The sequence below is a fragment of the Micromonospora sp. A202 genome, from assembly GCF_006715105.1.
In the GTDB taxonomy this organism is placed as follows: Bacteria; Actinomycetota; Actinomycetes; order Mycobacteriales; family Micromonosporaceae; genus Micromonospora; species Micromonospora zamorensis.
In genome coordinates this window covers 3,698,255-3,722,307 of the sequence record NZ_VFMP01000001.1, presented here as the reverse complement: position 1 = coordinate 3,722,307, position 24,053 = coordinate 3,698,255, and the positions used below count along the sequence as shown (strand labels likewise).

Here is a 24,053-nt window from a genome sequence, read left to right as displayed (position 1 = left end):
GAGCATGCCGGCGCCAGCCAAGCGCAGCAGACCATCGGCGGACGTACGGAACGCTGACAACACTTGCCCCCGGGCAGCACGAAGTGATCGTGCGCATGGGGGGCATGTCCGGCAGCCGCCGGAAGCCCGTCGTGACGCGCTTCTACGCCATGGACTGTAGCGAAGAGATCAACTCAGCGCCATGATGGAGTCGCCTTGGGCTACCGTTTTGCCGCCGAGCCGCGAGCCTGCTCAACCGGATAGCGGCGGGCCGAATCCTCGAGCTTCATCTGAGCTGCCTCTACCAGGTCGACGCCGAGCACGTCGGCGAGTCGAGTCAAATAGATCATCACGTCGCCGATCTCGGCTCTCACCCGGCTGCCCGCGTCTGGGTCGGACATGACGATCGCCGACTGCTCGGCCGTGAGCCACTGGAACTCGGCGATTAACTCACCGACCTCACCGGCGAGCGCCATGGCCAGGTTCTTGGGTGTGTGGAACTGCTGCCAGTCCCGCTCCTCTGCGAACGCCCGCACACGGCTCGTCAAGTCATCCATGGCTGGGAGCATCGCAGATGCCAGGTACCAGCAGCCCGTGCTGCCGCCTACTTGTCGGGGAGGCCGGCCGACTTCATGGCGGCTGTGAACAGAGCCAGGCGCGATGCTCGAAGCGAAGAGCCGGCCCGTCAATATGCTTGGAATCGCGTACGGCGACCAGGTCGGGGATGTCGGTCGCGACCTCGACGCAGGCGCCGCCGTTGTCTCCGCTGCGGGTGCTCTTGCGCCAGAAGGCGCCGCTTAGGTCAGTCATGGCGCATCTCCCGGAGATTCTCTTGATCATGTCCTTCGATTCCGCCTCGCCGAGGCCAGTGCATCCAGCCCTGCCCAAACGCCGTGGGTCATCACAGATGGTGCTCGGCTGGTATCTTGCGGTGCTGTGCCGAATGATGCTCATCTGACCGGTCTGGATGCTCTGCTCAGCGAGACGCGACAGGCACTGGAGTCGACACGATCCCGCGCACGCGGTGAGGCTGTAGTTGACGACGAGGAACAGCCCCGCGGCCACGGCGAGGCGCTGGATGGCCTGGTTCGGGCAGAGGTTCGCGGTGGCCGCGTTGACGAGCTGGTGGTTGCCCCGAGGCTTATGCGGCTGCCGACGCATGATCTGACGGAGCACATCAGGGCGGCGGTCAACGCGGCCCTCGACGACCTCGACAGCCAACGGCCGCAGCTACCGGCCGCGGAACTGGACAGCCTGGCGGGAGGCCTTCAGGAGGTGCAGGATCGCTCGCTGCGGCAGATGGCCCAGATGAACGAGGCACTTCAGGACGTGGTTGCCCTGCTGCGGGAACCACGACGGTGAGATCCCTGGATGTCGACCCCGAGCAGTTACGGCAGGCAGCGGGCGGCGTGCAGCGAGCAGGCGAGCGGCTCGAGCAGCAGTGGCAGCGGCTGCGGGCGACCGCGGACGGCATGGGTGACATCTTCGGCGATGACGACGTGGGTGGGCTGATCGGCGCGTCCTACCTAGCGGCCCAGCAGATCGCGGAGCAGTCGGTCTCGTCGGTGGTCGCGGCCTTCGCCGGCTTCGGTGACGGGCTCGCCAGGATGAGTACGGCGTACGACGAGGTCGAAGCACGCAACGCTGCTCTCTTCGAACGGCTGGTCTGAGGCGATGGGAATTCAGATCCCCGGCGAACTCTCTGGACTGCTGAACGAACTCGGCTATGTATGGCCGGAGAGCGACGAGGAACGGCTCTTCGAGCTGGGTCAGGCGTGGATCGCCTTCGGTGCCGAGGCGGACGCTGTGGCAGCCGACGGCACCGCTGCTGTAGCCGCGCTCGTCGGCAACGAGGGCATGGCGCTGGAAGCCTTCCATGGCCAGTGGGCGGACCCTGAGTCAGCCTCGGCGGTTCTTCAGGATCTCGGCTTTGGGGCGCGCGCGGTGGGCGCCGCCCTGCTGGTCTGCGCCCTCGTGGTCCTTGCCCTGAAGATCGTCATTGTGCAACTCACCCTGTTGGCCATCTCGATCGCACAGGCCATCGCGACGGCGGCCCCAACATTCGGTGCGTCCCTGCTGGAGATCCCGGTCTTCAAGAAGTTGGTCGACATCGCCATCGACTTCCTGATCGGTCAGGCACTGGAGGCGATCCTTGGGTAGGCGCGGCCGTAAGGGCGCCAGCGATGCCGCTTCCGGAATCATCGCCAAGGCCGCGTCGGCCTCAATGCGGGAAGCCAAGGAGGTGGGGCCGAAGGTGGCCGATGACGCCGCCGACGCCACCCGACGGGCGATCCCCGGCCCGGCGGGCAAGATCCCGCTCAAGCCGCCGCACCCGAGACACAACCTCGACAGCATCCGCCCCAAGAACCCCAGCAAAGAGATCAACACAGTGGTTCTGCCTGGCACCGATGTGGCCAAGGACCTCGACGACATCGCCGCAGGCCGCGCAAAGTGGGACCCTGACCGTCAACGGTACGAGGTGAACGGCCGCACCTACGCCGTCGAGCCGACCGGCACGGTCTTTCCCGAGGCGGGGCCCGGGCTCGAACAACTCGGCCGAGCCGAGTACGGCGCGCTCAAGGAGTACATTGCCGCTGGTGGCGACATCGAGAAGGCCAAGGCGGCCATGGCCCGGAACCCGTTCCTGACCGAGGCCGCGCAGGAGCGCGCACTCGACGTGTTCCGCCATCACAAGAGCTACCGGGGGTAGACGTGCTGTACCAGATCCACTTCGAGGAAGAGTTGCCCGCGGACGCGCTGCGTCGGCACCTGCAGCAGGATTACGGCATCGCCCCCGACGCCGTGTACGTCGGTCGGATCGAGGACCGGACGGCGGACGATCCACGCCCGGTGGCCATGTTCACCCCGCCGGACGAGGATGAGGAATTCGGCTGGATTCTCACCGGTGACACCGAACTCGCCGACGCCACAGGGCGGAACGAGCGGGATCTCGCCGTCAGCCTGGCGCGTACCTTCGGGGTGCGGGCCCTGGTCGACGACGACAGCATCTATCCCGACCGGTGGCTGCTGGTCAGTGCCGACGGGAGCAGCGGACGAGTCGTGACCGATGAGGACGCCGCTGCCGACGGAGACCTCCGGGTCGTGCATGCCCTCGAGCCGATCTCGGGTGAACCGCAGCTCGCCGTGGTGCCACCGCCGGAGTGGGCGCGCGGCTAGCAGACCGTCGTACGGCCGGGGCCATCTCCACCGGTCGGTTGACCGCTAGGCTGGCCCTCCCTGGTCTCCCACCTGGAGAAACGCCCATGTCCGACAGCGTCTTCGCGCAGTTCACCGCCGACGACGAGCAGCTCGAAGTTGGGCTGATCGTGCAGCCGGCGATCAACGCTGCCCTGGTGCACAACCGGGTGCCGTTGGTGCGTCACCTCACGCTCGTCAACCGAGGTGCGGTGCCGCTGACCGATGTCACGTTGACGCTGGAACTGCGAGGCCCGGACGGGGCGCTGACCGAGCCGTGGACGCGTACCCTCGCTGCGCCGTTGCGGCCCGGGGCCAGCACGAGCTGGGACGACTTCCGCGACTTCACGCCCGACCGCGTGCTCCTGTACCGCACCGACGAGGCGTTCCCGGTCGACTACCGACTCTTCGTCGAGGCGGCCGGCCAGGCCTTGACGCTGGTCGCACCGTCGAGAGTGCTGGCGCACAACGAGTGGTTCAACAGCCCCGCCCTGTACGACAGCCTTGCGGCCTTCGTGCAGCCGAACACCCGGGCGGTGGAGGCGGTCCTGCGGTCGGCGGCCCAGCTCCTGCTCGCAAAGACCGGCTCCGGCTCCCTACAGGGCTACCAGGAGGGTTCGGAGCGGGCGGCGCTGATCGCCGGCGCCGTGTACGAGGCGCTGCGCCAACTCGAGATCACCTACCAGACCCTGCCGGCGTCCTTCGAGAACACCGGCCAGAAGGTACGCACCACCGCGGCGGTGCTCGACGGGCGGCTCGGCAACTGCCTCGACCTGTCCGTCACGTACGCAGCCTGCCTGGAGGCGGCGGGGCTGCACCCGCTCATCTTCATCAGCGCGGGGCACGCCTTCGGTGGTTTCCTGCTGGAGGAGGAGCGGCTGGGCTCGGCCGCGGTGACCGAGACGAACCTGCTGATCTCGATGGTGGACTCGGGCCGGGCCGTGCCGGTGGAGCTGACCCGCATCGGGCCGGGCGCGCAGTCGGCGACCTTCACCGAGGCGGTACGCGTCGGGCTCGGCCACTTCCGCGGCGACGGCGAGCGCATACAGGGCGTCGTCGACGTGCACCTGGCCCATCGCTCGGGGATCCGCCCGCTGCCGTCAGCCGACGAACTGGTCGCGCCCGCCGCGGTCGACGCCGAGGCGACGCCGAAGATGACAGCGTCCCTCGACCTTCCGCCCGGCGTCGCCGCCGCGAAGCTGCGCCAGTTCGCCGACGAGGGCGAGGAGGTGCCGCAGCAGTCCGACGGGTCGCCGGCGCGTATCCAGCAGTGGAAGAAGTCCCTGCTCGACCTGAGCCTGCGTAACCCGCTGCTCAACCTGCCCAAGCGTGGCCGTGGTCTGGACCTGCACGTGCCGGCCGGTGCGCTGGCCCTGCTCGACGACCTCATCCACGATGGCCGTCAGGTGCAGGTCATCCCGCAGGACGACATCAGCCACGTCCACGAGCTGGCCGGGGCACGTCGGGCGCAGGACCTCGACGCCGAGATCTTGACCCGGGAGCTGCGTACCGACCGGCGGGTCTACGGCGCGGTCACCGACGCCCGCTACAAGACGGCGATGCGCGCGTTGCAGCGTGAGGCGCGCACGATGGAGCAGGAGACCGGCAGCAACTACCTGTACCTGACCATCGGCACCCTGGTCCACACGAAGACGACCGGGGGAGAGGCGTACGCGCCGCTGTTCCTCCTGCCGGTGCGCATCGAGGGCGGCAGCGGCCGTCGCCCGTACGCGATGGTCATCGACGGCACCGAGGTCGCCAGCCCGAACTACTGCCTGATCGAGTGGTTGCGGGTCAAGCACAGTGTGCGGATCCCGGAGCTGGAGCGACCGGTCCTCGACGAGCACGGCATCGACATCGCCAAGACCCTGGCCGCGATCAACACCGGGCTGCTCGACAACCGGCTCAACTACCGCATCGACGAGAGCGCCAGCCTTCGCCTGTTGCAGTTCTCCACCTTCCAGATGTGGCGGGACCTCACCGACCACTGGCCCCGGTTCATGGAAAACCCGGTCGTCCGGCACCTGGTCGAGTCTTCCGGCGCCACGTTCGACGATCCCGCCCGCCCGGAGCACGACGTCGAGATCGCCGTCGACGAGGCCGACCTGCACCTGCCGATCCCCGCCGACGGGTCGCAGATGCAGGCCATCGTGCGCGCCGAGCGGGGCCACTCCTTCGTCCTGGAGGGCCCGCCGGGCACCGGCAAGTCCCAGACCATCACCAACATGATCGCCCGGGCGGTCAGCGCGGGCCGGTCGGTGCTGTTCGTCGCCGAGAAGCAGGCCGCGCTGGAGGTGGTGAAGCGCCGCCTCAAGCAGATCGGCCTCGGGCCGTTCGCGCTCGACCTGCACGGGCGCAAGCAGTCCCTCAACGCGATCCGCCAGCAGCTGCGCGACGCCCTCGACCAGTACGACCAGGGCGGCGACGGCACGTGGACTGCCGTCGAGACGGCCTACCGGACGCGGCTCGCCCCACTGACCGAGTACCCGGCCCAGGTGCACACCACCAACCCCGTCGGGATGTCGCTCTGGTCGGCCTACGAGCAGACCCTGGCGTACGGGGACGGCCCGGTCGCCCCGATCCCGGTGGCCTACCTGCACGCACCCGCCCCGGCACGCGCGCAGGTCGAGACGACACTGCGGGAGTTCCCGGCGGCCGCACGATCGGCCCGACTCCGGACGGCGCACCCGTGGGCGATCAGCGGCTGCCGCACCCTCGACGGGTTGCACGGCGCCGCGGTCACCGAGATCGCCGGTGAGCTCGAACGCCTCCGCGCCGACCTCGCCGCGCACCCGCACCTGGTCGGGTTGCTGCGGACGCTGCCCGCCCCGGAGACCGTGAGCGAGCTGCAGGCGGGCGCCTGGCTCGCCGTACGCGGACTGCTGCCGGACCGGCAGACCACCCTGCACGCCAGCGACCGGCGGTGGGACGATGCGGTGGCCCGGCTCCAGGCGGACCTGGCGGCCTTCCGGCAGGGCTTCTCCGGTGAGCTGGCCACCTTCCGGCCGGACGTGTTCGCTCGACCGGAGCTGACCGCCTGGCACGGTGAGGCCCAGGAGGTGGCGAAGAAGCTGATCGGTAAGCGCAAGCGTCGGCAGGCCATCGTGGATCGGCTGGCGGTGCACCTGGTTGCCGGTGCGACGCTCGACGTCGAGCGGGTGGAGGTTGCCACTGGTCGGCTGGTGGCCGCCCAGGCGCAGGCGGCGGCCCTCTACCAGCATGTCGTCGCGGTGGGCGGGCTGCGGCTGTCGCAGTGGCAGCCCACGGACCCCAACGCGCAGGAGCGGCTGACCGAGGCGATCGAGGCGACCCGCGTCGGCCGGACGCTCCTGGCCCGGCACCCGCACGCCTGGGAGCTGTTTCACGGCGGCTTCACCGATGTGGACGCTGTGCTCCTCGACCGGTTCGCCTCCCGGTGGCGGGCCTGGCGCGGGGTGTTGCGTTCCGGTGAGGCCGAGCTGGCACTGTGGGCCGACGGTTCGCACTGGACCGACGCCTGGCAGCGCGACGGCGCGGCCTGGCTGCACGAGGTGCAGAGCGAGGAGTTGTTCCCGCTGCGCCGATGGGCGACCGTCCTGACCCACGCCGACGTGCTCGCCTCGGCAGGTCTCACCGACTATCGGGACCAGCTGCTGCGCGCCGAGGTGCCCGCGCATCTCGCCGAGGAGGTCTACCGGCGGGGAGTCGCGACGGCGTCCCTCGCCGAGCGGGTACGGGCCGGCGGCCTGCAGTACTTCGACCCGGAACTGCACGACGACGAGATCAGCCAGTTCGAGGTGGCCGCCGGTGAGCTGCGGTCCGCGCTGCCGACGCAGCTGCCGTCGGTGCTGGTCCGCCGCCGCCCCTTCAGCCCGGCCGACCGGCGTGGTCGCTTCGCTGACTTCGCGGCCGAGCTGCGCCGTAAGCGGGGCGGGCGGTCCTTCCGGGAGCTGTTCGAGCAGTACGCGGATGCGGTGCTCGCACTGACCCCGTGCGTGCTGGTCAGCCCCGCGTCCGCGGCGAACTTCCTCGCGCCGGGAAGCCAACGCTTCGACCTGGTCATCTTTGACGAGGCCTCACAGATCCGCGTGGCGGAGGCGATCGGCGCGATGGGTCGGGGCAGCGCCGTGGTGGTGGTCGGCGACTCCCGGCAGATGCCGCCGAGCAGCATCATGCAGGCCAGCCACAGCGTCGACGAGGTCGACGAGGGTAACGGCCCGGTGCCGGAGGACCTGGAGAGCATTCTCAGCGAGGCCGTCGAGTCGGGACTGCCGCAACGGTGGCTGTCCTGGCACTACCGCAGTCATGACGAGTCACTCATCGCCTTCTCCAACCGCTACTACTACGACAACAAGCTCTCCAGCCTCCCGTCGCCCGGCGCCGCCAGCTCGGCGGGCGTCAGCTGGCGGCGCGTCGAAGGCCGGTACGACCGGGGCGGATCCCGCACCAACGAGGTCGAGGCGCAGGCGATCCTCGCGGACATCACCCGGCGGTTGCACGACCCGGCGACCGCCACCCAGTCCGTCGGCGTGGTCACCTTCAACATCCAGCAGCGGGACCTCATCCTCAACCTGCTGGAGGAGAGCCCCGATCCGATCATCCGCGAGCACCTGTCCGGCGCGGTCGCGGAGCCGATCTTCGTCAAGAACCTGGAGAACGTGCAGGGCGACGAGCGCGACGTCGTCCTGTTCTCGCTGGCCTTCTCCACCAACCTGGAAACCGGCCAGCTCCCGCTGAACTTCGGCCCGCTCAGCCAGGCCGGCGGCGAGCGGCGGCTCAACGTGGCCATCACCCGCGCCCGCCGTCAGGTCGTCCTCTACTCGTCCTTCGACCCGTCCGACATCGACCTGTCCCGCACGTCCGCGCTGGGCCCCCAGCACCTGCGGGCGTACTGCGAGATGGCCGCCGCCGGCGCGGAGCGCCTGGGCGACCTCGCCACCGACCGCACCGAGCGGCGCAGCCGGATCCGCGACGAGGTGGCCGCGGCGCTGCGCGACCGCGGCCACGAGGTCCGTACCTCGCACGGCCTTTCCGACTTCACAGTGGACATCGCCGTACGCAGACCAGGCTCACCACTGTGGCAGGTGGCCGTCATGCTCGACGGCCCGGACTGGAGCGCACGCCCGACGGTGGCCGACCGGGACTCGGCGCCCACGCTCCTCCGCTCGATCATGGGTTGGCCGGAGGTCGTGCGGTTCTGGCTGCCGGCGTGGATCCACGACCGCTCGGCGCTGCTCGACCGGGTCGACGAAGCGGTCACCCGGGCCGACGCCCCCACGACCGCCGAGCCCAAGTCGTCACCGGTCGCAGCGGCGCCCGAAGCCGTCGAACTGCCGCAGCCGCGCTCCGAAACGGACGTGGAGCCGCCGCACCCGATACCGACCGCCGAGTTGCCACAGCCGCGCCTAGCGGTGGACGAGGAGCCGCTCCGGGGCGACTCGGCGGCACCCGTCACCGCACTGGCCGCCACGACCACGGCGACCTCGGCCGCGGACAGCATCACGGTGAGCCCATTCGTTCCCTACGTCCCGACCTCGCTCGGGGACCAGGCCGACCTCGACCTTCTGGCCACCGACCGGCACGTACGTGATCTGATGCGGAACGCGCTCCGCGAGATCATCGAGGCTGAGGGGCCCATCGAGCAGCACCGGCTCGCACGCCTCGCCCTCGCCCGGTTCGGTTTCCTCCGGACCCGGGAGGACCGGCGTACCGCCGTGCTGTCGCTCGTCGACTCCCGCCGGCTCTACACGCACCCGACAGTGAGCCGGTACGCGTGGCCCGAAGGCGCCGACCCGCAGACGTACCGCGCGTACCGGGTCACGCAGGCGAGCAACGACCGCGCGTTCGAGGAAGTGCCACCGGAGGAGGTGGCCAACGCCTTCGTACACGTGCTTCAGGGCATGCCGAGCATGGACGAGGAACGGTTGCTGCGCGCCGGCCTGGAACGGCTCGGCTACCGCCGCCGCACCGAGAAAATCGACAAGCTACTCCGGTACGGGCTGCACGTCGCCGTGACCAGCGGACGCCTCCGCTTCGACCAGGAGGGCCGCCTCATCCCAGGCTGACGAGAGTCACCACTCATATCGGTAACAGGCGTCACCTAAGTCGGTCGCGGCCGAATGAGCGAGGTTTGGGCCGCTTCAGCCGAGGCCGTGCTCGTCGGGTCGGGTGTTGAGGACCCAGGCGAGCGGCATGGTCGCACGGGCGACGTACTGGTCGCCCTCGAGACGGTGCATGGTGACGGTCTGCGCTGCGTCCTGGTCGACCACCCAGTATTGCGGGATGCTCGCGGCGGCGTACTCACTGCGCTTTGTCACTGTGTCGACACCCTGGGAGCCGGGTGAAACGATCTCGATAACAAGGAGCACGTCGGCGACCGGCAGCCACACACCGTCGGCCTGGGCCTTGCTCCACACGACCAGGTCCGGGATGCGTCCGCCGACGCCGCCGTCGCGGCCCGGTATGCGTAGCCCGACTGCCTGGGCGATGTGTTCGCTGGGACACCGCCCTGAGCGAGCCACACCATGAGCCGGGTCGCGATGATCGCGTGGTTGTAGCCCGGCGGCGGCAGGATCGAGACGAGTCCCTCCGGGCTGATTTCGTACCGGTGGTTCTCGTCTGCGGCCATCATCGCCGTCAAGTCATCGAGCGTCACGACCGGGGGCATGTACCTGCCAACCGCCTCTCAGCTCATGGGCGCATCCTACCGGTCCGCATCCCAGCGCCTGCGGTGATGGGACCGCACAGTGCGCCAGCGACTACCAGGAATGCTCGATCCAGGAATCTCGGATTCGTAGGTTGCGGCCACCAGCCCGCTGCCTCCGAACTACCTGTCGCGGTGCACTATCTGGTCTGTCCGGAGCGTGACCATGGCGACCGTACGGCCATCGGCGTCAGCGAACTCGACTTCGTACACAGGCGGGGGGCCGTTGAAGACATGCACGACGGTTCCCGTTGCCCCCGCGGGCAGTTCTTCTCCCGGAATGGCTTCTCGGAGTTCAACCACGTCGTACAACTCCACCCTGTCAACTTCCTTTGCTGGGAACGAGACGGTCACCATCCGAGGTGCAGATGCCTACGGCTGTGTGGCGGGCGGCGCTGCCTGTTCCACGACGGTCACGACGGCGCCTGCTCCCGCCGCCTACGCCGGTGAACGGGTTCTTACGTCACGAGGCGGTAGTCGGGGATACCACGGTTGCGTTCCTCGACCGGCTCGTCTGTCGATCGTGCGGTGACACCGACCGGAACAGGTGCCCGGGACACGTAAATCCCCTCCAGGCAGGTGTCGCACCAGAACGAGACATACCCGTACTCGGCAGCGGGCCGTGCCGTGAAGACGATCCGTAGGGTCCGGTGACCGCAGTTCGGGCAGGCAAGATCGGACGTCGCCGGCAGCGCGCGGTAGACGACGTCGTATGCCGTCAACCACTCATCGAACGTGGCCATCAGTGCGCTCCTTCCGGCCTGACCGAGTGGTTGGTCCACCACTGTTCCTCATGGGCGTAGGCCCGATCCTCGAATGCGTCGATCTCATGACGGGTGGCCGGGTACGGGCGCCCCTGGCGGAGCTCGGCGACGTGGAACCGCTCGTGTTCGAGCGTACGGGCCAGGTCCTCCTCACTGCGGAAGGCTTCTCGACAGAGCATGACCGACTCGTCAGGCTTCGTCAGTCCGCACACACCAGAAACCCGATTGTTGATGGTGAGCCGGATGTCGGTGATATCAATCCCGTACTTGGCGGCGAGGCTCGTCACCGCCTCCATCCTCATGGGCATTCGAGGACCAGCTCCGCGACCGCGAACCCGACTGAGGTCGCCTGGGTCTGCCCCGGCACGCTGGAGTCGACCCAGCGCCTGCTTGAGTTTCTGAATCAGGTCGCCGAGTCGGCGTACCTCCGGGATCAACCGGCGCAGGCTGGCCAGAAGCCCTCGCAGCAGCCGTGCGATCCGCGCCGCCCACGACGCCACCAGCGTCGTGACCTGCTCCACGACCAGCGGTGCGGCCAGTCCGCCGGTGACGACGAGTTCGCCCGCGTACACGATGAGACGGGACACGCAGGTGGCGATGGCGTCGCGGACCAGGAGCCGGACGGCGGCCACCAGGCCGGCGGCGCCTTCGGTGATCGCGGCCATGGCGTCGGCGCCCTGGGCGAGGCCGGTGATGGCCTGCTGTTGTTCAGCGGCCCATGCGCGGTAGGCGGGGCCGGCGCTGCCACCCCATCCGGCGACGTCGGTGCGGACAGCGCGGGTCAGCGCGCCGGCTTCCTCGCGGAGCGATGCGGCGACGTTGCGCCAGGTCTGGGCGTGAGCGGTGATCTGCGCCGGGTCGCCGGCGAGCCAGTCCAGCGCCTCACTGAGCGGCTTGACGTGCTCGATGAGCCAGGCGATCCCGTACTGGAGCAGGGCGCCGACCGGGTCGGAGACGAAGGCGAGGGCGTCCAGGCCGGCGCTCACCACGCCGAGGCTGCCGTCGATCCAACTGCCGTTGCGGACGCCCTGGGCGATGAGGTCGATGTCCTCGCAGATCCAGATGCCCGCCCATGCGCTGAGTGGGGTGTCCGCTGCTGCGGCGACGAGCGGGTTGGACGTCACGGCTGCCGCCGCACCTCATCGAGGTGCTGCTGCCGTACTCCGTCGAGCAGTTGCTTCGCGTGGGCGTCGGAGCTTCGGTAGCGGGCTGCTCCGACCCGCAGCTTGCCGGCGGTGTCCCGCACCGACGCGGCGGCGGCGCCGATGCCGTCGACCAGGGTCCGCTGGAGGCCGTCGAGCAGTGTCGGCATCAGCGCGCAGAGCTGACCGTACGCGTCGGCGCCCAACCGGATGTGCTGGCCTGCCTGTTGGGCGGTGTCGAGGCTGCCGGCGCAGCGGTCGATGCGGGCGGCGTGTGCGGTCAGGTCGTCCGGGTCGACGTGGATGCCGTCACCGGTCGGCATCGCTCGAACCCTCGTCACCAGCCAGCCGGCTGCGGTACGACTCGATGATGGCCTTGGCGCTCGCGTCGTCGCCGAGGAACTCCACTGTCAGTTCGCGGACCTGGCGCAGCAGGTCGGTGCGCGCGGCTCGGGTGGTCTCCAGGATCTGCTGGGCGGTGCGCGCCGCGGGTTGCTGCCGGATGCGTTCGTCGAGCCACAGGCCGATCAGCAGGCCGGAGCATTCGACGGTGACGTCGACCGTCCGGTCGTTGTTGTGGGCGGTGCCGGTCAGCTCCTGCATCCTCGCCGAGAGCGTCTTCGCCCGTGCCGCCCGTTCGGCGAGCGACGACTCCCACTCGTCGAGCCGGTGTCCGGCCGCGTCGAGCGCAGCGTCGTCCGCCCACATGTCGACCCTCCCCAGGGGACCACCGCCAACGACAGCCAGCGTGATCACCCGCACGTTACCAACTGGTGGCGCTCCGTGTATGCCCCGCGCCCGACCCCGTGCTCGCATCGGCCGGCGCTATGTGCCCCAATCCGGGACCACGCGACGATCAGGTCAACGAAGATTGTCTCCGTGACGAGCGACAACCCGCACCGGGGATGGACCAGCCGAACCGCCTGGGAGGGTCGGTTCAACGCTCCGCTGCGCTCGTTCCTGCGCACCGAGACCGGCGGCGCCCGGGTGGTGCTGGTCGCCGCGGTGGCGGCGCTCGTGTGGGCCAACCTGCACGTGTCGTCGTACGAGTCGGTGTGGGCCAGCTCGCTCTCGGTTCGGCTCGGCGACTGGTCCCTGTCACACGACGTGCGTACCTGGGTCAACAGCGGGCTCATGACCTTCTTCTTCCTGGTCGCGGGGCTGGAACTGCGCCGGGAGTTCGACATCGGCGAGCTGCGCGAGCGGCGTCGACTGGCGTTGCCGATGCTGGCCGGTTTCGGCGGCATGCTCCTGCCGATCGCGATCTATCTGGCGTTCAACGTCGGGCAGACCACCGCCGCCGGCTGGGGAGTGGTGATGGCCACGGACACGGCGCTCGCGCTCGGCGCGCTGGCCGTCTTCGGGCCACGCTTCTCGGATCGGCTGCGGGGGTTCCTGCTGACCGTCGCCGTCGTCGACGACGTGGTCGCGATCGCGGTGCTGGCAATCGCGTACCCGCATCATCCCTCGCTGTCGGCGCTGCTCGTCGCGGTGCTGATCTTCGGCATCGTCCTGCTCGTCCGGGCCCTGGGTGTGCGGTTCGGGCCGGTGTACGCGCTGCTGGGGGCGGCGGCCTGGGTCGCGGTCTCGGAGTCCGGTGTCGACCCGGTCGTGGTGGGTCTGGTGATGGGGTTGCTGACCTACGCCTACGCTCCCGGCCGCGACGACCTGCAGCGGGCGAGCGACCAGTTCCGCCTCTTCCGGGAACAGCCCACCCCGCAGTTGGCCCGGATGGCCCGAGCCGGGCTCACCTCTGCGCTGTCGCCGAACGAGCGACTGCAGACCATCTACCACCCGTGGGCGAGCTACGTGGTCGTGCCGCTCTTCGCGCTGGCCAACGCCGGGATCGTGATCAACGGGGATCTTCTCGCCAGGGCGGTGGTCTCCCCGGTCACGCTCGGCGTCGTGGTCGCCTACGTCGTCGGCAAGCCGGCCGGGATCGTGGGTGCCTCCTGGCTGGTGGCCCGGCTCAGCGGCAACCGGTTCCGAGCACCGGTCGGCTGGGTCGCCGTCGTGGGGGTCGGCACGATCTCCGGCATCGGGTTCACCGTCGCGCTCCTCATCGCCACCCATGCCCTCAGCGGTCCTGCCCTGGATGAGGCGAAGCTCGGCATCCTCGTCGCGACACTGGGGGCGTCCCTCGTCACCTGGCTGGTGTTCCGCTCGGTCGGGCGACTGTCGCCGGCACGGCGGGCGCGCGCGCTGCTGGGCGTCGCCGAGGGGATCGTCGACCTGATGCTGCCGGTCGATCCGGAGCGCGACCACATGCGCGGGTCGCTCGACGCGCCGGTGACGGTCGTGGAGTACGGCGACTTCGAGTGCCCCTACTGCGGGCAGGCCGAGCCGGTGGTCCGGGAACTGCTCGCCGACTTCGCCAACGTCCGGTACGTCTGGCGGCACCTGCCGCTCACCGACGTCCACCCGCACGCCCAACTCGCCGCCGAAGCTGCCGAGGCGGCGGGCGAGCAGGGGGCGTTCTGGGAGATGCACGACCTGCTGCTCGCTCACCAGGACGCCCTCAACCCCGACGACGTGCTGGGCTATGCCGAACAACTCGGCCTGGACGTCGACCAGTTCCGGGAGCACATGGTCAAGCGGATGGGTGTCGACCGGGTCGCCGAGGACACCGACTCCGCCGACCTCAGTGGCGTCACCGGCACCCCGACCTTCTTCATCAACGGCCGGCGGCACTACGGCGCGTACGACATCACGGCGCTCTCGGCGGCGGTGAAGGCGGCGTTCGCCAGCGCGAAGCTGCGCCCCGAGTACCACCCCCGGGAACCCGGGCCCCCCGATGGCGGGCCGGCGAGCTGACGGGGGTCGAGGCGGGGGAGTGTCGGCCGGCAGCGCACCAACCCTCCTGCCCCGCCGCCACCTGATGCGGGCGTTTAGGGCCGATGCCGCACCTCCGCCAAGGTCAAGACCCATGCTGTACGGGTGACACGCTCCGGTTCCACGTCCGGCGCGGTACGGGTCGCGTTCGCCTTCTGGATCACGCTCGTGGGCACCACCGTGCCGACCCCGCTCTACCCGCTCTACGAGATGCAGTTCGGCTTCTCGTCGTTGACGGTGACAGTGGTCTACGCGTTGTACGCGCTGGGCGTGGTCGTCGGGCTGCTGGTGTTCGGGCGGCTCTCCGACCAGATCGGCCGACGTCCGGTCATCCTCGCCGCGCTGCTGCTGTCCGTCGCCGCGGACGCCGTCTTCCTGTTCGCCGTGGACCTGGCAATGATCATCGTCGGTCGGATCCTCGCCGGTCTGTCCGCGGCGCTGATCATCGGTGCGGCGACCGCGGCGCTGGCGGAGTTGATCGACCGGCGGCATCCGAAACGAGCCGCCACTGTGTCGATCTTCGCGAACCTGGGTGGTCTCGCCACCGGCACCCTGCTGGCCGGGATCGTGTCGGACGTGGCGCCCGACCCGCTGAGGCTGCCCTGGGTCATCGTGCTGATCCTCGCGGTGCTGGCGATCATCGCGTTGCGGGGCGTGCCGGAGACGGTCCGCGAGCGCTCGCCGGTGACCCTACGGGTGCAACGGTTGCACGTGCCCGCAGCCATTCGCGGCGCCTTCGTCTGCTCGGCGATCACCGCCGGTGCGGGCTTCGCCGCGCTCGGGGTGCTCACGTCGGTAACTGGGCTCTTCCTCGGCATGGTCCTGCACGAGACCTCGCACACCCTGGCCGCGTTGGTGGTCTTCGTGGCCTTCGCCGGTGCCGCGTTCGGTCAGCTGCTGACCCGCGTGCTGTCCTCGCGCGCCGCGCTGGCCAGCGCCTGCGTCGGCCTGATCGTGGGAGCCGGCCTGCTCGCGTTCAGCATGTGGATGGCGCTGCTGGCGACGCTGCTCGTCAGTGCGGCGCTCATCGGGGTCGCGTCCGGGGTGGCGGTCGGCGACGGCATCGCGACGATCACCATGAAGACCGAGCCGCAGCACCAGGCCGAGGCGGTGTCGACGTTCTTCGCCATCCTGTTCGCCATGCTGGGCGTGCCCGCGGTCGGGGTCGGTCTGCTGATCCAGACGATCGGTCTGCGCCCCGCCGGCGAGGTCTTCAGCGCGGCGGTGGCGGTGCTCGCGGTCGTCGTCCTGCTCAGCCTCCTGCGACGTGACCCGGCCCCGCCCGCGACCCGGTCCGCGCCCTGAGCTGACGACGAAAGGCCGACGGCTGGCCGCCCGGTCGGCGGGAGATGTCAGCGGTCTTCTGGGCTGCCGAAAGCCATTCACGGAGGTCTTGCGGCGGTCATCGTATACAACATACGCTCCCCAAATCGCCCACCTGAGGAGCTCTCCATGACGAACCTCTCCGCCAGCGAAACGCGCCTGCCCCGCCCCCGCGTGCTCCGGGCCGCAGTGGCGGCGGCCGCCGCTGTCTGCACGATCGTTGCCTGCTCACCGGTGTCGAACAGCGGCGGCGACACGTCCGGCGACAACCAGTCGGCCGGCCAGGATTCCTTCGGCACGCCGGCAGACCCCGCCGCCGTGAAGCAGGGTGGCAAGTTGGAAATCGCCCTCTCGGCAGAGCCCGACGCGCTGGACCCGACACTGTCGAGAAGCCTCTACTCCCGCTACGTCTTCCAGGCGATGTGCCAGAAGCTCTACGACGTCGACGAGAAGGCGCAGGTCGTACCGCAGCTCGCCACCGCGCTGCCCACCACGAGCGGCGACGGCCGGACGGTGACCATCCCGCTGCGCCCGGGCGTGCGCTTCGCGGACGGGACGCCGTTCGACTCGGCCGCGGTGAAGGCCACCCTGCAACGCCACCTCACCAACGCCCGGTCGGCGCGCAAGAGCGAACTCGGGCCCATCGACGGCGTCGACACCCCGGACGCGCAGACCGTCGTCCTTCGACTGAAGCAGCCGTTCGCGCCGCTGCTCGGTGCCCTCGCCGACCGCGCCGGCATGATCATGAGTGCCCAGGCGTTGCGGAGCCTGGGCGACGACTTCGCCTCGGCGCCGGTCTGCGTCGGCCCCTTCAAGTTCGCCAAGCGGGTGCCACAGAACTCGATCGAGGTGGTGAAGGACCCGAACTACTACGACGCGAGCAAGGTGCACCTCGACAGCATCTCGTGGCGAATCCTCACCGATGCGAGCATCCGCGCCGCCAACCTGCGCTCCGGCGACGTGCAGGTCGCCGACAGCGTCTCCACCCAGGACTTCGCCGCCCTGCGCCAGGACGCCGCGGTCTCGGTCCTGCAGTCGCAGTCGCTCGGCTACCAGGGTCTGACGATCAACATCGGCAACGTCGACGGCATCGGTACGGCACCCAAGCCCATCAACCGTCCGCTCGCGCAGAACGCCAAGGTACGGCAGGCCTTCGAGCACGCCATCGACCGCAAGGCCCTGGTCGACGCGGTGTTCAACGGTCTGCACGCCGTCGCCTGCTCACCGATCTCGCCCGCGAGCGCGTTCTCGTCGGCGGAGGCGCAGACCTGCCCGGCGCACGACCCCGCAAAGGCCAAGCAGCTGCTGGCGGAGGCGGGTGTGCAGACGCCGTACACGGTGACGATGCTGGCCTCGAACACGCCCGACACGCTGCGTCTCGCGCAGGCGCTCCAGTCGATGGTCAAGGACGGCGGGTTCGACCTGAAGATCAACCCGGTGGAATACTCGTCGCTCCTCGACGAGCAGGACCGCGGCAACTTCGAGCTGCTGCAACTCGGCTGGAGCGGGCGGATCGACCCGGACGCCAACATCACGAACTTCGTTGGCACCAAGGCGAGCCAGAACGTCGCCGGCTACAGCAACCCGCAGCTCGACACCCTGCTGACCCAGGCCCGCCAGGCCGGCGACGTCGAGGAGCGCAAGAAGCTGTACGGGCAGGCGGTCACGCTGCTCCAGCAGGACGACGCCCTGATCTACCTCTACCGGCAGCGCAACCTGACCGCCGTGAGCAAGCAGCTTCAGGGCCTGCAGGTCTTCCCGGACGGTGTGCTCCGGGCGGCCTTCGCCGGCTTCGCCAAGTAGGTCACAGTGGCCCGCTACCTGCTCACCCGCGCCTGGCAGTCGGCGTTGACACTGCTGTTGTCGACGATCGTGGTCTTCGTCGGCGTGCGGGCCCTGCCCGGTGACCCGGCCCTCGCGCTGGCCGGGGAGGACCGCTCGCCGGAGGCGCTGGAGGCCATCCGTCGGCACTACGGGTTGGACCAGCCGCTGCCGGTCCAGTTCGCGCAGTACGTGGAGCGCATGGCGCAGGGAGACTTCGGGGTGTCGATCCGCACCGGTACACCGGTGTCGTCGATGCTCACGACCGCCCTGCCGGTGACCGTTGAACTGTCCGTCCTGGCGATCCTCATCGCCTCGGCGCTCGGGGTCGGCGCGGGCGTGCTCGCGGCGGTGCGTCGCGGGCGTCCGGCGGAGTGGCTCGCCAACGGCCTGGCCCTGGTGGGCCTGTCGGTGCCGCACTTCTGGCTCGGGCTGCTCGCGATCCTCTACCTGTCCGTGGCGACCGGGCTGTTCCCCGCCTCCGGCTTCGTGCCGATCCTGGAGGATCCCGTGGACAACCTGCACCACATCGTCCTGCCGGCGGTGATCCTCGGCACCGGCCTCGCCGCCATCATCATGCGGCAGACCCGGTCGGCGATGCTGGACTCGCTCTCCTCCGACTACGTGCGCACGGCCAAGGCGAAGGGCCTGCGACCGCGCGCCGTCATCACCCGGCACGCACTGCGCAACAGCCTCATCGTGGTGGTCACCGTCGTGGGTCTCCAACTTGGCGGCCTGATCTCGGGCGCGGTCGTCACCGAGCAGATCTTCGGGCTGCCGGGCTTCGGCAAGATGACCATCGACGCGGTGTTCCAACGGGACTACCCGGTGATCCAGGCCGTCGTCCTGCTCACCGCGACGGCCTACATCGTGATCAACTTTTTCGTCGACCTGCTCTACTCGGTCATCGACCCCCGCATCAGGGTGACGGGAGATCCGGCATGACCGTCCTCACCGTACCGATGGCGGAGACCTCGGTCAGCGTCACCCGGCGCGCACGGGTGCTGCGACGGTTGCGCCGCAACCCACTCGCCGTGGTGAGCTTCGTCGTGCTCGCGCTGGCGGCGGCCACCGCGCTGCTCTCGCCGTGGATCGCGCCCTACTCCGTCGACCAGACCGACTTCGCCCGTACGTTCGCACCGCCCGGCACCTCCGGCCACGTGCTCGGCACCGACGACCTCGGCCGGGACGTCCTCTCCCGCATCATGCTCGGCGCGCGGGCGTCGTTGCAGGTGGGGCTCCTGGCGGTGGCCACCTCCCTGGTCATCGGGGTGCCACTCGGGCTCGCGGCCGGCTACTTCCGGGCCTGGGACGCCGTGATCTCGCGCTTCACCGACCTGCTGCTCGCGTTCCCGTTCCTGATCATGGCGGTGGGGCTGGCGGCCATCCGGGGTGCCAGCCTCGGCAACGCGGCGGTGGCCATCGGCATCGCCCAGATCCCCGGGGTGATCCGGGTCGTCCGCTCGGACACGCTGCGCCTCAAGTCGCTGGACTTCGTCGCGGCGGCCGTGGTCGACGGGGCGAGTGACCTGTGGGTGCTGGCCCGGCACATCCTGCCGAACGCGACGTCGGTGATCCTGGTGCAGGCCACCGTCGCGATCCCGGCCGCGATCCTCGGCGAGGCGGTGCTGTCCTTCCTCGGCCTCGGCATCCAACCCCCGGCACCCAGCCTGGGCACGATGCTGGCCACCGCCCAGCAGTTCGCCGCCCGGGCACCGTGGGCCGCCGTCCTTCCCGGTGTCGTGATCATGGGCTTGGCGCTGGCGTTCAATGTCTTCGGTGACGCCCTGCGCGACGCCCTAGACCCGAAGGGAGACCGCCGATGACCACGGCCTCCGCGGGCACTGCCGCGCCCGTCCTGGCGATCCGCGACCTCTCGGTGTCGTTCCCGACCGAGACCGGCACCGTCTCGGCGGTGGACGGGGTCAGCCTGGACCTCGCCTCCGGGGAGATCGTCGGGATGGTGGGCGAGTCCGGGTGCGGCAAGAGCGTCACCGCGATGAGCATCGCCGGCCTGCTGCCCGGCAGCGCCCGGGTCACCGGCTCGGTACGCCTCGACGGCGTCGAACTGGTCGGCGCCCGCGAGTCGGCGTTGCGCCGGGTACGCGGACAGGAGATCGCCTACATCTTCCAGGAGCCGATGACGTCCTTGAACCCGGTGCTCACCGTCGGGCGGCAGATCGGGGAGGTGCTCCAGGTCCACGAACGGATGTCCCGACGAGCCGCGCGGGCCCGGGCCGTGGAGCTGCTGACGCTGGTCGGGATCCCGTCCGCGGCGCAGCGGGTCGACACCTACCCGCACCAGCTCTCCGGTGGCATGCGCCAGCGCGTGATGATCGCGATGGCGGTGGCCTGCGGCCCGAAGGTGCTGGTGGCCGACGAGCCGACCACCGCGTTGGACGTCACTGTCCAGGCCGGCATCCTCCAGGTGCTGCGGGACCTGCGCGACCGGCTCGGCACGAGCATCCTCATCATCACGCACGACCTTGGCGTGATCGCCGACATCGCCGACCGCGTCGTCGTCATGTACGCGGGACGGGTGGTGGAGCGGGCACCGGTCGACGACCTGTTCGCACACCCCCGGCACCGGTACACGGCCGGGCTGCTGTCGGCGTCACCGCAGCCGGGCCGGCACGCGGGCACGGACCGCTTGACCGAGATCCCCGGGCTGGTGCCCGTCCTGTCGACCCAACCCGACGCGTGCACCTTCGCGGACCGGTGCCCGGCCGCCGACGCGACGTGCCGCGACTCCGCCCCGCCTCTGGAGGGCGTCGGTGGCACGGACCACGTGGCGGCCTGCTGGCACCCCTGCACAACGGCACCGACGGCACCCCAGGAGGCGACCCGATGACGCCGCAGCCCAACGCCCTGGAGATCGAGGACCTGGTGATGCACTTCGGCCCGGTCCGCGCCGTGGACGGGGTGTCCCTGACGATCCCGAGGGGCCGGGTCACGGCCCTGGTGGGGGAGAGCGGCTCCGGGAAGTCGACAGTGGGTCGATGCGTGGTGCGGCTCGTCGAGCCGACCGCCGGGACGGTCCGGATCGCCGGGACGGACGTCACGCACCTGTCCCGACGGCGACTGCGCCCCCATCGCGGGGCGGTGTCGATCGTTTTTCAGGACCCGGCCGGGTCCCTGGACCCGCGCATGCTGGTGGGCGACATCGTGGCCGAGCCGCTGCGGCTGGCCGGCAAACGGATCTCCCGGCGCGACCGGGACGCCCGCGTCGCCCCCCAACTCGAACGGGTGGGCCTGCGCGCCGAGGTGGCACGCCGCTACCCCCACGAACTGTCCGGCGGGCAACGCCAACGGGTCAGCATCGCCCGGGCGCTGATCTCCGAGCCCATGCTGCTCATCGCCGACGAACCCACCAGCGCACTCGACGTGTCCGTGCAGGCGTCGGTGCTCAACCTCCTCGCCGACCTGCAACGCGACATCGGGTTCGCCTGCCTGTTCATCACCCACGACCTGTCCGCTGTCGAGTACCTGGCCGACGACATCGCCGTCATGTACCTGGGTCAACTCGTCGAGCAGGGCAGCCGCGAGCGGATCTTCGCCCGGCCCGCCCACCCGTACACGCAGGCGCTGCTGTCCGCCGCGCCGGTGGCCGACCCGGTGCGCCAACGCGAACGTCAGCCGGTGCTGCTGGGCGACGACCTGCCGTCCGCGCTCGACCCGCCGTCCGGCTGCCGGTTCCGGACCCGGTGCCCGCTCGCGTTCGACAGGTGCGCGACGGAGGTGCCGGCGCGGACGGCCATCGGCGACGGCATGGCCGCGTGCCACCTGGTCCGGCCCGACGGCACCGGCCCCGACGTTCGCACCGCAGATCCCAGTGAGGTGTTGTCATGACGTTCACCACCCGACCCACGCTCCAGGGCACGTTCGGCATGGTGTCCTCGACGCACTGGCTCGCCAGCCAGGCGGCGATGGGCATCCTCGAACGCGGGGGCAACGCCTTCGACGCCGCGGTCACCGCCGGGTTCGTCCTGCACGTCGTCGAGCCGCACCTGAACGGGCCGGGCGGCGAGGTGCCCGCCATCGTGGCCACCGCGGCGGACCCGACGCCGAAGGTGCTGTGCGGGCAGGGGCCCGCGCCGGCCGGTGCCACCATCGCGCACTTCCGGTCGCTCGGCATGGACCTCATCCCGGGGGCCGGGCCGCTCGCGGCGGCCGTACCCGGCGCGGTGGACGCCTGGCTCCTGCTGCTGCGCGAGCACGGCACGCTCACCCTCGCCGAGGTGCTGGAGCCGGCGATCGGCTACGCCGGCGCCGGACACCCGCTGGTGGGCCGGGTCGGTGACACCGTGGCGGCCGTGCGGTCGCTGTTCGAGGAACACTGGCCCACCTCCGCCGCGCTCTGGCTGCGCGGCGGCCGGCCACCCGCCGCCGGGGAGATGGTCACCAACCCGGCGTACGCGGGCACCCTGCGCAGGCTGGTCGAGGCGGGCCAGGCGGCGGGCGCGGACCGGGAGGCGCAGATCGAGGCCGCGCGTCGCGCCTGGAGTACGGGTTTCGTCGCCGAGGCCATCGACGCGTTCAGCCGCCAGCCGTTCCAGGACTCCAGCGGTCGGCCGAACGCCGGGCTGATCACCGGTGACGACCTGGCCGCGTACTCGGCGACCTGGGAGGCGCCCGCCACCCTCGACTGGCACGGCTACTCGGTGGCGAAGACCGGTTTCTGGGGCCAGGGCCCGGTGCTGCTGGAGTCACTGGCCACCCTCGACGCGCTCGACGACCCCACCGCGTACGACCCGTCGACCGCCCGGGGTGTGCACGCCCAGGTCGAGGCGCTCAAGCTCGCCTTCGCCGACCGGGAGGCCTGGTACGGCGACGACGTCGAGGTGCCCGCCAAGGCGCTGCTCTCCCGGGAGTACGCGCGGGAGCGGGCAGCCCTGATCGGTGACCGCGCGTCGGCCCAGTTGCGGCCAGGGCGTCCCGACGGGGCGCAGCCACGGCTGGCGGCCCACGTCCGACCCGGCACCGCCCGTCGTGCCGACCCGACGGATGCGACGACGGGGGAGCCGACAGTGCAGTCGGACGGCGTGACCCGGGGCGACACCTGCCACGTGGACGTGGTCGACCGCTGGGGAAACATGATCTCCGCTACCCCCAGTGGTGGCTGGTTGCAGAGCTCGCCGGCCATCCCGGAACTCGGCTTTCCGCTGGGCAGCCGGTTGCAGATGTTCTGGCTGGAGGAGGGGCTGGCCTCGTCGTTGGCCCCCGGCCGTCGGCCGCGTACGACGCTGAGCCCGACGATGGTGCACCGCGACGGGGAGCCGGTGCTGGCCTGCGGGACACCCGGCGGCGACCAGCAGGACCAGTGGCAGTTGCCGTTCCTGCTGCGGCACCTCGTCGGCGGCCAGCCCCTCCAGGAGGCCATCGATGCGCCGGCGTGGCACACGCTCAGCCTGCCGGGGTCGTTCTACCCACGGGGTATGGAACCCGGCGTCCTGGTGGTGGAGGACCGGTTCGACGACGACGTGCTGGCCGCCCTGCGGGCGTATGGGCACGAGGTGCGGGTCACCGACTCATGGAGCCTCGGTCGGCTCTGCGCGGTGAGCCGCGACCCGGCGACGGGCGTGCTCTCCGCCGGTGCGAACCCCCGGGGGATGCAGGGCTACGCGTGCGGGCGTTAGGGCCTGGCGTAGCCACCCTCGGCGTTCTCGTGGGCCGCGGCGGACGCCGCGTCGAGGTGGTCGAGCGCGGCCCGCTCGGCGCGGTCGCCGTCGCCTGACTCGATGGCGTCGACGAGCTGGATGTGCTCGGCCCACGAGTGTGGCGCGCGTTCGGCCGCCCCGAGCCGGAAGACCCACTGGACATGGAGGTAGAGCGACTTGGCGATCGACGACAGCCAGGGGTTTCCGCTGACCTGGAGGATGCGCAGGTGCAGGGTGCTGTTCAGCTCGGCGACCCGGGCCAGGTCCTGCCGCTGTGTCGCCTCGCGTCCCTCGTCCAGCAGGGCACGCAGGGCCACCACGTCCGCGGCGGTCGCCCGCTCGGCGGCCAGCCGGGCGGCCAGCGTCTCCAGGCGTACGCGGACGGCAAACATGTCGTCGATGGCGCCGCTGCTCGGTGAGGCGACGACCGCTCCCCGGCGGGGGAGGATCACGACGAAACCTTCCGCCTCGGCGACGCGCAGGGCCTCCCGGACGGGGTTGCGGGAGACACCGAAGTCCTCCGCCAGCCGGTCCTCGGTGAGCCGTTCACCGGGCAGGTAGTCCCCGTCGATGATGGCGGTGCGCAGGGCGGCGAGGACCTGATCGCGTAGCGGCAGGTGTTGCGCGCCGAGCTTGTCCCGCAGATCTTCAGCCACCT

23 protein-coding genes are annotated in these 24,053 nt (G+C 70.4%); 14 read left to right on the top strand and 9 right to left on the bottom strand.

Translation table 11 applies throughout. The features are described from left to right. Positions 1 to 200: 200 nt before the first annotated feature. Positions 201 to 536 (bottom strand): nucleotide pyrophosphohydrolase, encoded by a 336-nt coding sequence (locus FBZ33_RS17350; protein ID WP_141909869.1) that lies wholly within the window; start codon positions 534 to 536, stop codon positions 201 to 203. Between the two features lie 73 nt (positions 537 to 609). Then, the gene (locus FBZ33_RS17345; protein ID WP_141909868.1) at positions 610 to 789 is read right to left on the bottom strand and encodes a DUF397 domain-containing protein; all 180 of its coding nucleotides are present in this window, start codon (positions 787 to 789) and stop codon (positions 610 to 612) included. A 126-nt stretch (positions 790 to 915) separates the two neighbouring features. On the opposite strand from FBZ33_RS17345, the gene FBZ33_RS17340 reads away from it, so the two are divergent. The 6 genes from FBZ33_RS17340 to FBZ33_RS17315 all read left to right on the top strand — a co-directional run bounded on the left by FBZ33_RS17340 (position 916) and on the right by FBZ33_RS17315 (position 9,218). After that, positions 916 to 1,341, top strand: a complete 426-nt coding sequence (locus tag FBZ33_RS17340) for a YbaB/EbfC family DNA-binding protein (protein WP_141909867.1) — start codon at positions 916 to 918, stop codon at positions 1,339 to 1,341. Next, positions 1,338 to 1,649, top strand: coding sequence for a WXG100 family type VII secretion target (locus FBZ33_RS17335; protein WP_141909866.1), 312 nt, complete (start codon positions 1,338 to 1,340; stop codon positions 1,647 to 1,649). The genes FBZ33_RS17340 and FBZ33_RS17335 overlap by 4 nt, the downstream gene beginning before the upstream one ends. 4 nt (positions 1,650 to 1,653) lie before the next feature. Then, positions 1,654 to 2,139, top strand: a complete 486-nt coding sequence (locus FBZ33_RS17330) for a hypothetical protein (protein ID WP_141909865.1) — start codon at positions 1,654 to 1,656, stop codon at positions 2,137 to 2,139. Between the two features lie 94 nt (positions 2,140 to 2,233). Further along, complete coding sequence (locus FBZ33_RS17325; RefSeq protein ID WP_141909864.1) at positions 2,234 to 2,689, top strand: hypothetical protein; 456 nt, start codon at positions 2,234 to 2,236, stop codon at positions 2,687 to 2,689. A 2-nt stretch (positions 2,690 to 2,691) separates the two neighbouring features. Then, on the top strand, positions 2,692 to 3,156 hold the full coding sequence (locus tag FBZ33_RS17320; protein WP_255508918.1) for a hypothetical protein: 465 nt from the start codon (positions 2,692 to 2,694) through the stop codon (positions 3,154 to 3,156). Positions 3,157 to 3,242: 86 nt separating this feature from the next. Further along, the gene (locus FBZ33_RS17315; RefSeq protein ID WP_141909863.1) at positions 3,243 to 9,218 is read left to right on the top strand and encodes a DUF4011 domain-containing protein; all 5,976 of its coding nucleotides are present in this window, start codon (positions 3,243 to 3,245) and stop codon (positions 9,216 to 9,218) included. Between the two features lie 75 nt (positions 9,219 to 9,293). On the opposite strand, the gene FBZ33_RS17310 is transcribed toward FBZ33_RS17315, so the two are convergent. The 6 genes from FBZ33_RS17310 to FBZ33_RS17285 form a co-directional block, all read right to left on the bottom strand. After that, positions 9,294 to 9,674 carry a Uma2 family endonuclease gene (locus tag FBZ33_RS17310; protein WP_255508917.1) on the bottom strand — a complete coding sequence of 127 codons (381 nt, stop codon included), beginning with the start codon at positions 9,672 to 9,674 and terminating at the stop codon, positions 9,294 to 9,296. 305 nt (positions 9,675 to 9,979) lie between these two features. Beyond that, positions 9,980 to 10,213, bottom strand: a complete 234-nt coding sequence (locus FBZ33_RS33755) for a DUF4926 domain-containing protein (protein WP_141909862.1) — start codon at positions 10,211 to 10,213, stop codon at positions 9,980 to 9,982. 101 nt (positions 10,214 to 10,314) lie between these two features. Then, positions 10,315 to 10,599, bottom strand: a complete 285-nt coding sequence (locus tag FBZ33_RS17300) for a hypothetical protein (protein WP_088948708.1) — start codon at positions 10,597 to 10,599, stop codon at positions 10,315 to 10,317. Beyond that, positions 10,599 to 11,744, bottom strand: a complete 1,146-nt coding sequence (locus tag FBZ33_RS17295) for a WXG100 family type VII secretion target (protein ID WP_255508916.1) — start codon at positions 11,742 to 11,744, stop codon at positions 10,599 to 10,601. Before FBZ33_RS17295 ends, FBZ33_RS17300 begins: the two co-directional genes overlap by 1 nt. Continuing rightward, positions 11,741 to 12,085 (bottom strand): type VII secretion target, encoded by a 345-nt coding sequence (locus tag FBZ33_RS17290; RefSeq protein ID WP_141909861.1) that lies wholly within the window; start codon positions 12,083 to 12,085, stop codon positions 11,741 to 11,743. The genes FBZ33_RS17295 and FBZ33_RS17290 overlap by 4 nt, the downstream gene beginning before the upstream one ends. Next, positions 12,072 to 12,470, bottom strand: a complete 399-nt coding sequence (locus FBZ33_RS17285) for a hypothetical protein (protein WP_088951823.1) — start codon at positions 12,468 to 12,470, stop codon at positions 12,072 to 12,074. The genes FBZ33_RS17290 and FBZ33_RS17285 overlap by 14 nt, the downstream gene beginning before the upstream one ends. Positions 12,471 to 12,641: 171 nt before the next feature. Here FBZ33_RS17285 and FBZ33_RS17280 point away from each other — a divergent pair, with 171 nt between their 5' ends. The 8 genes from FBZ33_RS17280 to FBZ33_RS17245 all read left to right on the top strand — a co-directional run bounded on the left by FBZ33_RS17280 (position 12,642) and on the right by FBZ33_RS17245 (position 23,374). Further along, positions 12,642 to 14,576, top strand: coding sequence for a Na+/H+ antiporter NhaA (locus FBZ33_RS17280; protein WP_141909860.1), 1,935 nt, complete (start codon positions 12,642 to 12,644; stop codon positions 14,574 to 14,576). A 123-nt stretch (positions 14,577 to 14,699) separates the two neighbouring features. Further along, positions 14,700 to 15,899 (top strand): MFS transporter, encoded by a 1,200-nt coding sequence (locus FBZ33_RS17275; RefSeq protein ID WP_141909859.1) that lies wholly within the window; start codon positions 14,700 to 14,702, stop codon positions 15,897 to 15,899. 147 nt (positions 15,900 to 16,046) lie between these two features. Then, entirely contained in the window at positions 16,047 to 17,720 is a 1,674-nt protein-coding gene (locus tag FBZ33_RS17270; protein WP_141909858.1) for an ABC transporter substrate-binding protein, read from the top strand. A 6-nt stretch (positions 17,721 to 17,726) separates the two neighbouring features. Next, on the top strand, positions 17,727 to 18,683 hold the full coding sequence (locus FBZ33_RS17265) for an ABC transporter permease (RefSeq protein ID WP_088948703.1): 957 nt from the start codon (positions 17,727 to 17,729) through the stop codon (positions 18,681 to 18,683). Continuing rightward, complete coding sequence (locus tag FBZ33_RS17260) at positions 18,680 to 19,564, top strand: ABC transporter permease (protein ID WP_088948702.1); 885 nt, start codon at positions 18,680 to 18,682, stop codon at positions 19,562 to 19,564. The genes FBZ33_RS17265 and FBZ33_RS17260 overlap by 4 nt, the downstream gene beginning before the upstream one ends. Beyond that, positions 19,561 to 20,589 (top strand): ABC transporter ATP-binding protein, encoded by a 1,029-nt coding sequence (locus FBZ33_RS17255; RefSeq protein WP_141909857.1) that lies wholly within the window; start codon positions 19,561 to 19,563, stop codon positions 20,587 to 20,589. Before FBZ33_RS17260 ends, FBZ33_RS17255 begins: the two co-directional genes overlap by 4 nt. Then, positions 20,586 to 21,587: an ABC transporter ATP-binding protein gene (locus FBZ33_RS17250; protein ID WP_088948700.1), complete on the top strand. Its 1,002-nt coding sequence runs from the start codon at positions 20,586 to 20,588 to the stop codon at positions 21,585 to 21,587. The genes FBZ33_RS17255 and FBZ33_RS17250 overlap by 4 nt, the downstream gene beginning before the upstream one ends. Further along, the gene (locus FBZ33_RS17245; RefSeq protein WP_141909856.1) at positions 21,584 to 23,374 is read left to right on the top strand and encodes a gamma-glutamyltransferase family protein; all 1,791 of its coding nucleotides are present in this window, start codon (positions 21,584 to 21,586) and stop codon (positions 23,372 to 23,374) included. The genes FBZ33_RS17250 and FBZ33_RS17245 overlap by 4 nt, the downstream gene beginning before the upstream one ends. Here the strand turns inward: FBZ33_RS17245 and FBZ33_RS17240 are convergent. Continuing rightward, the gene (locus tag FBZ33_RS17240; protein WP_185755324.1) at positions 23,371 to 24,051 is read right to left on the bottom strand and encodes a GntR family transcriptional regulator; all 681 of its coding nucleotides are present in this window, start codon (positions 24,049 to 24,051) and stop codon (positions 23,371 to 23,373) included. The genes FBZ33_RS17245 and FBZ33_RS17240 overlap by 4 nt on opposite strands. Between the last annotated feature and the right edge of the window lie 2 nt (positions 24,052 to 24,053).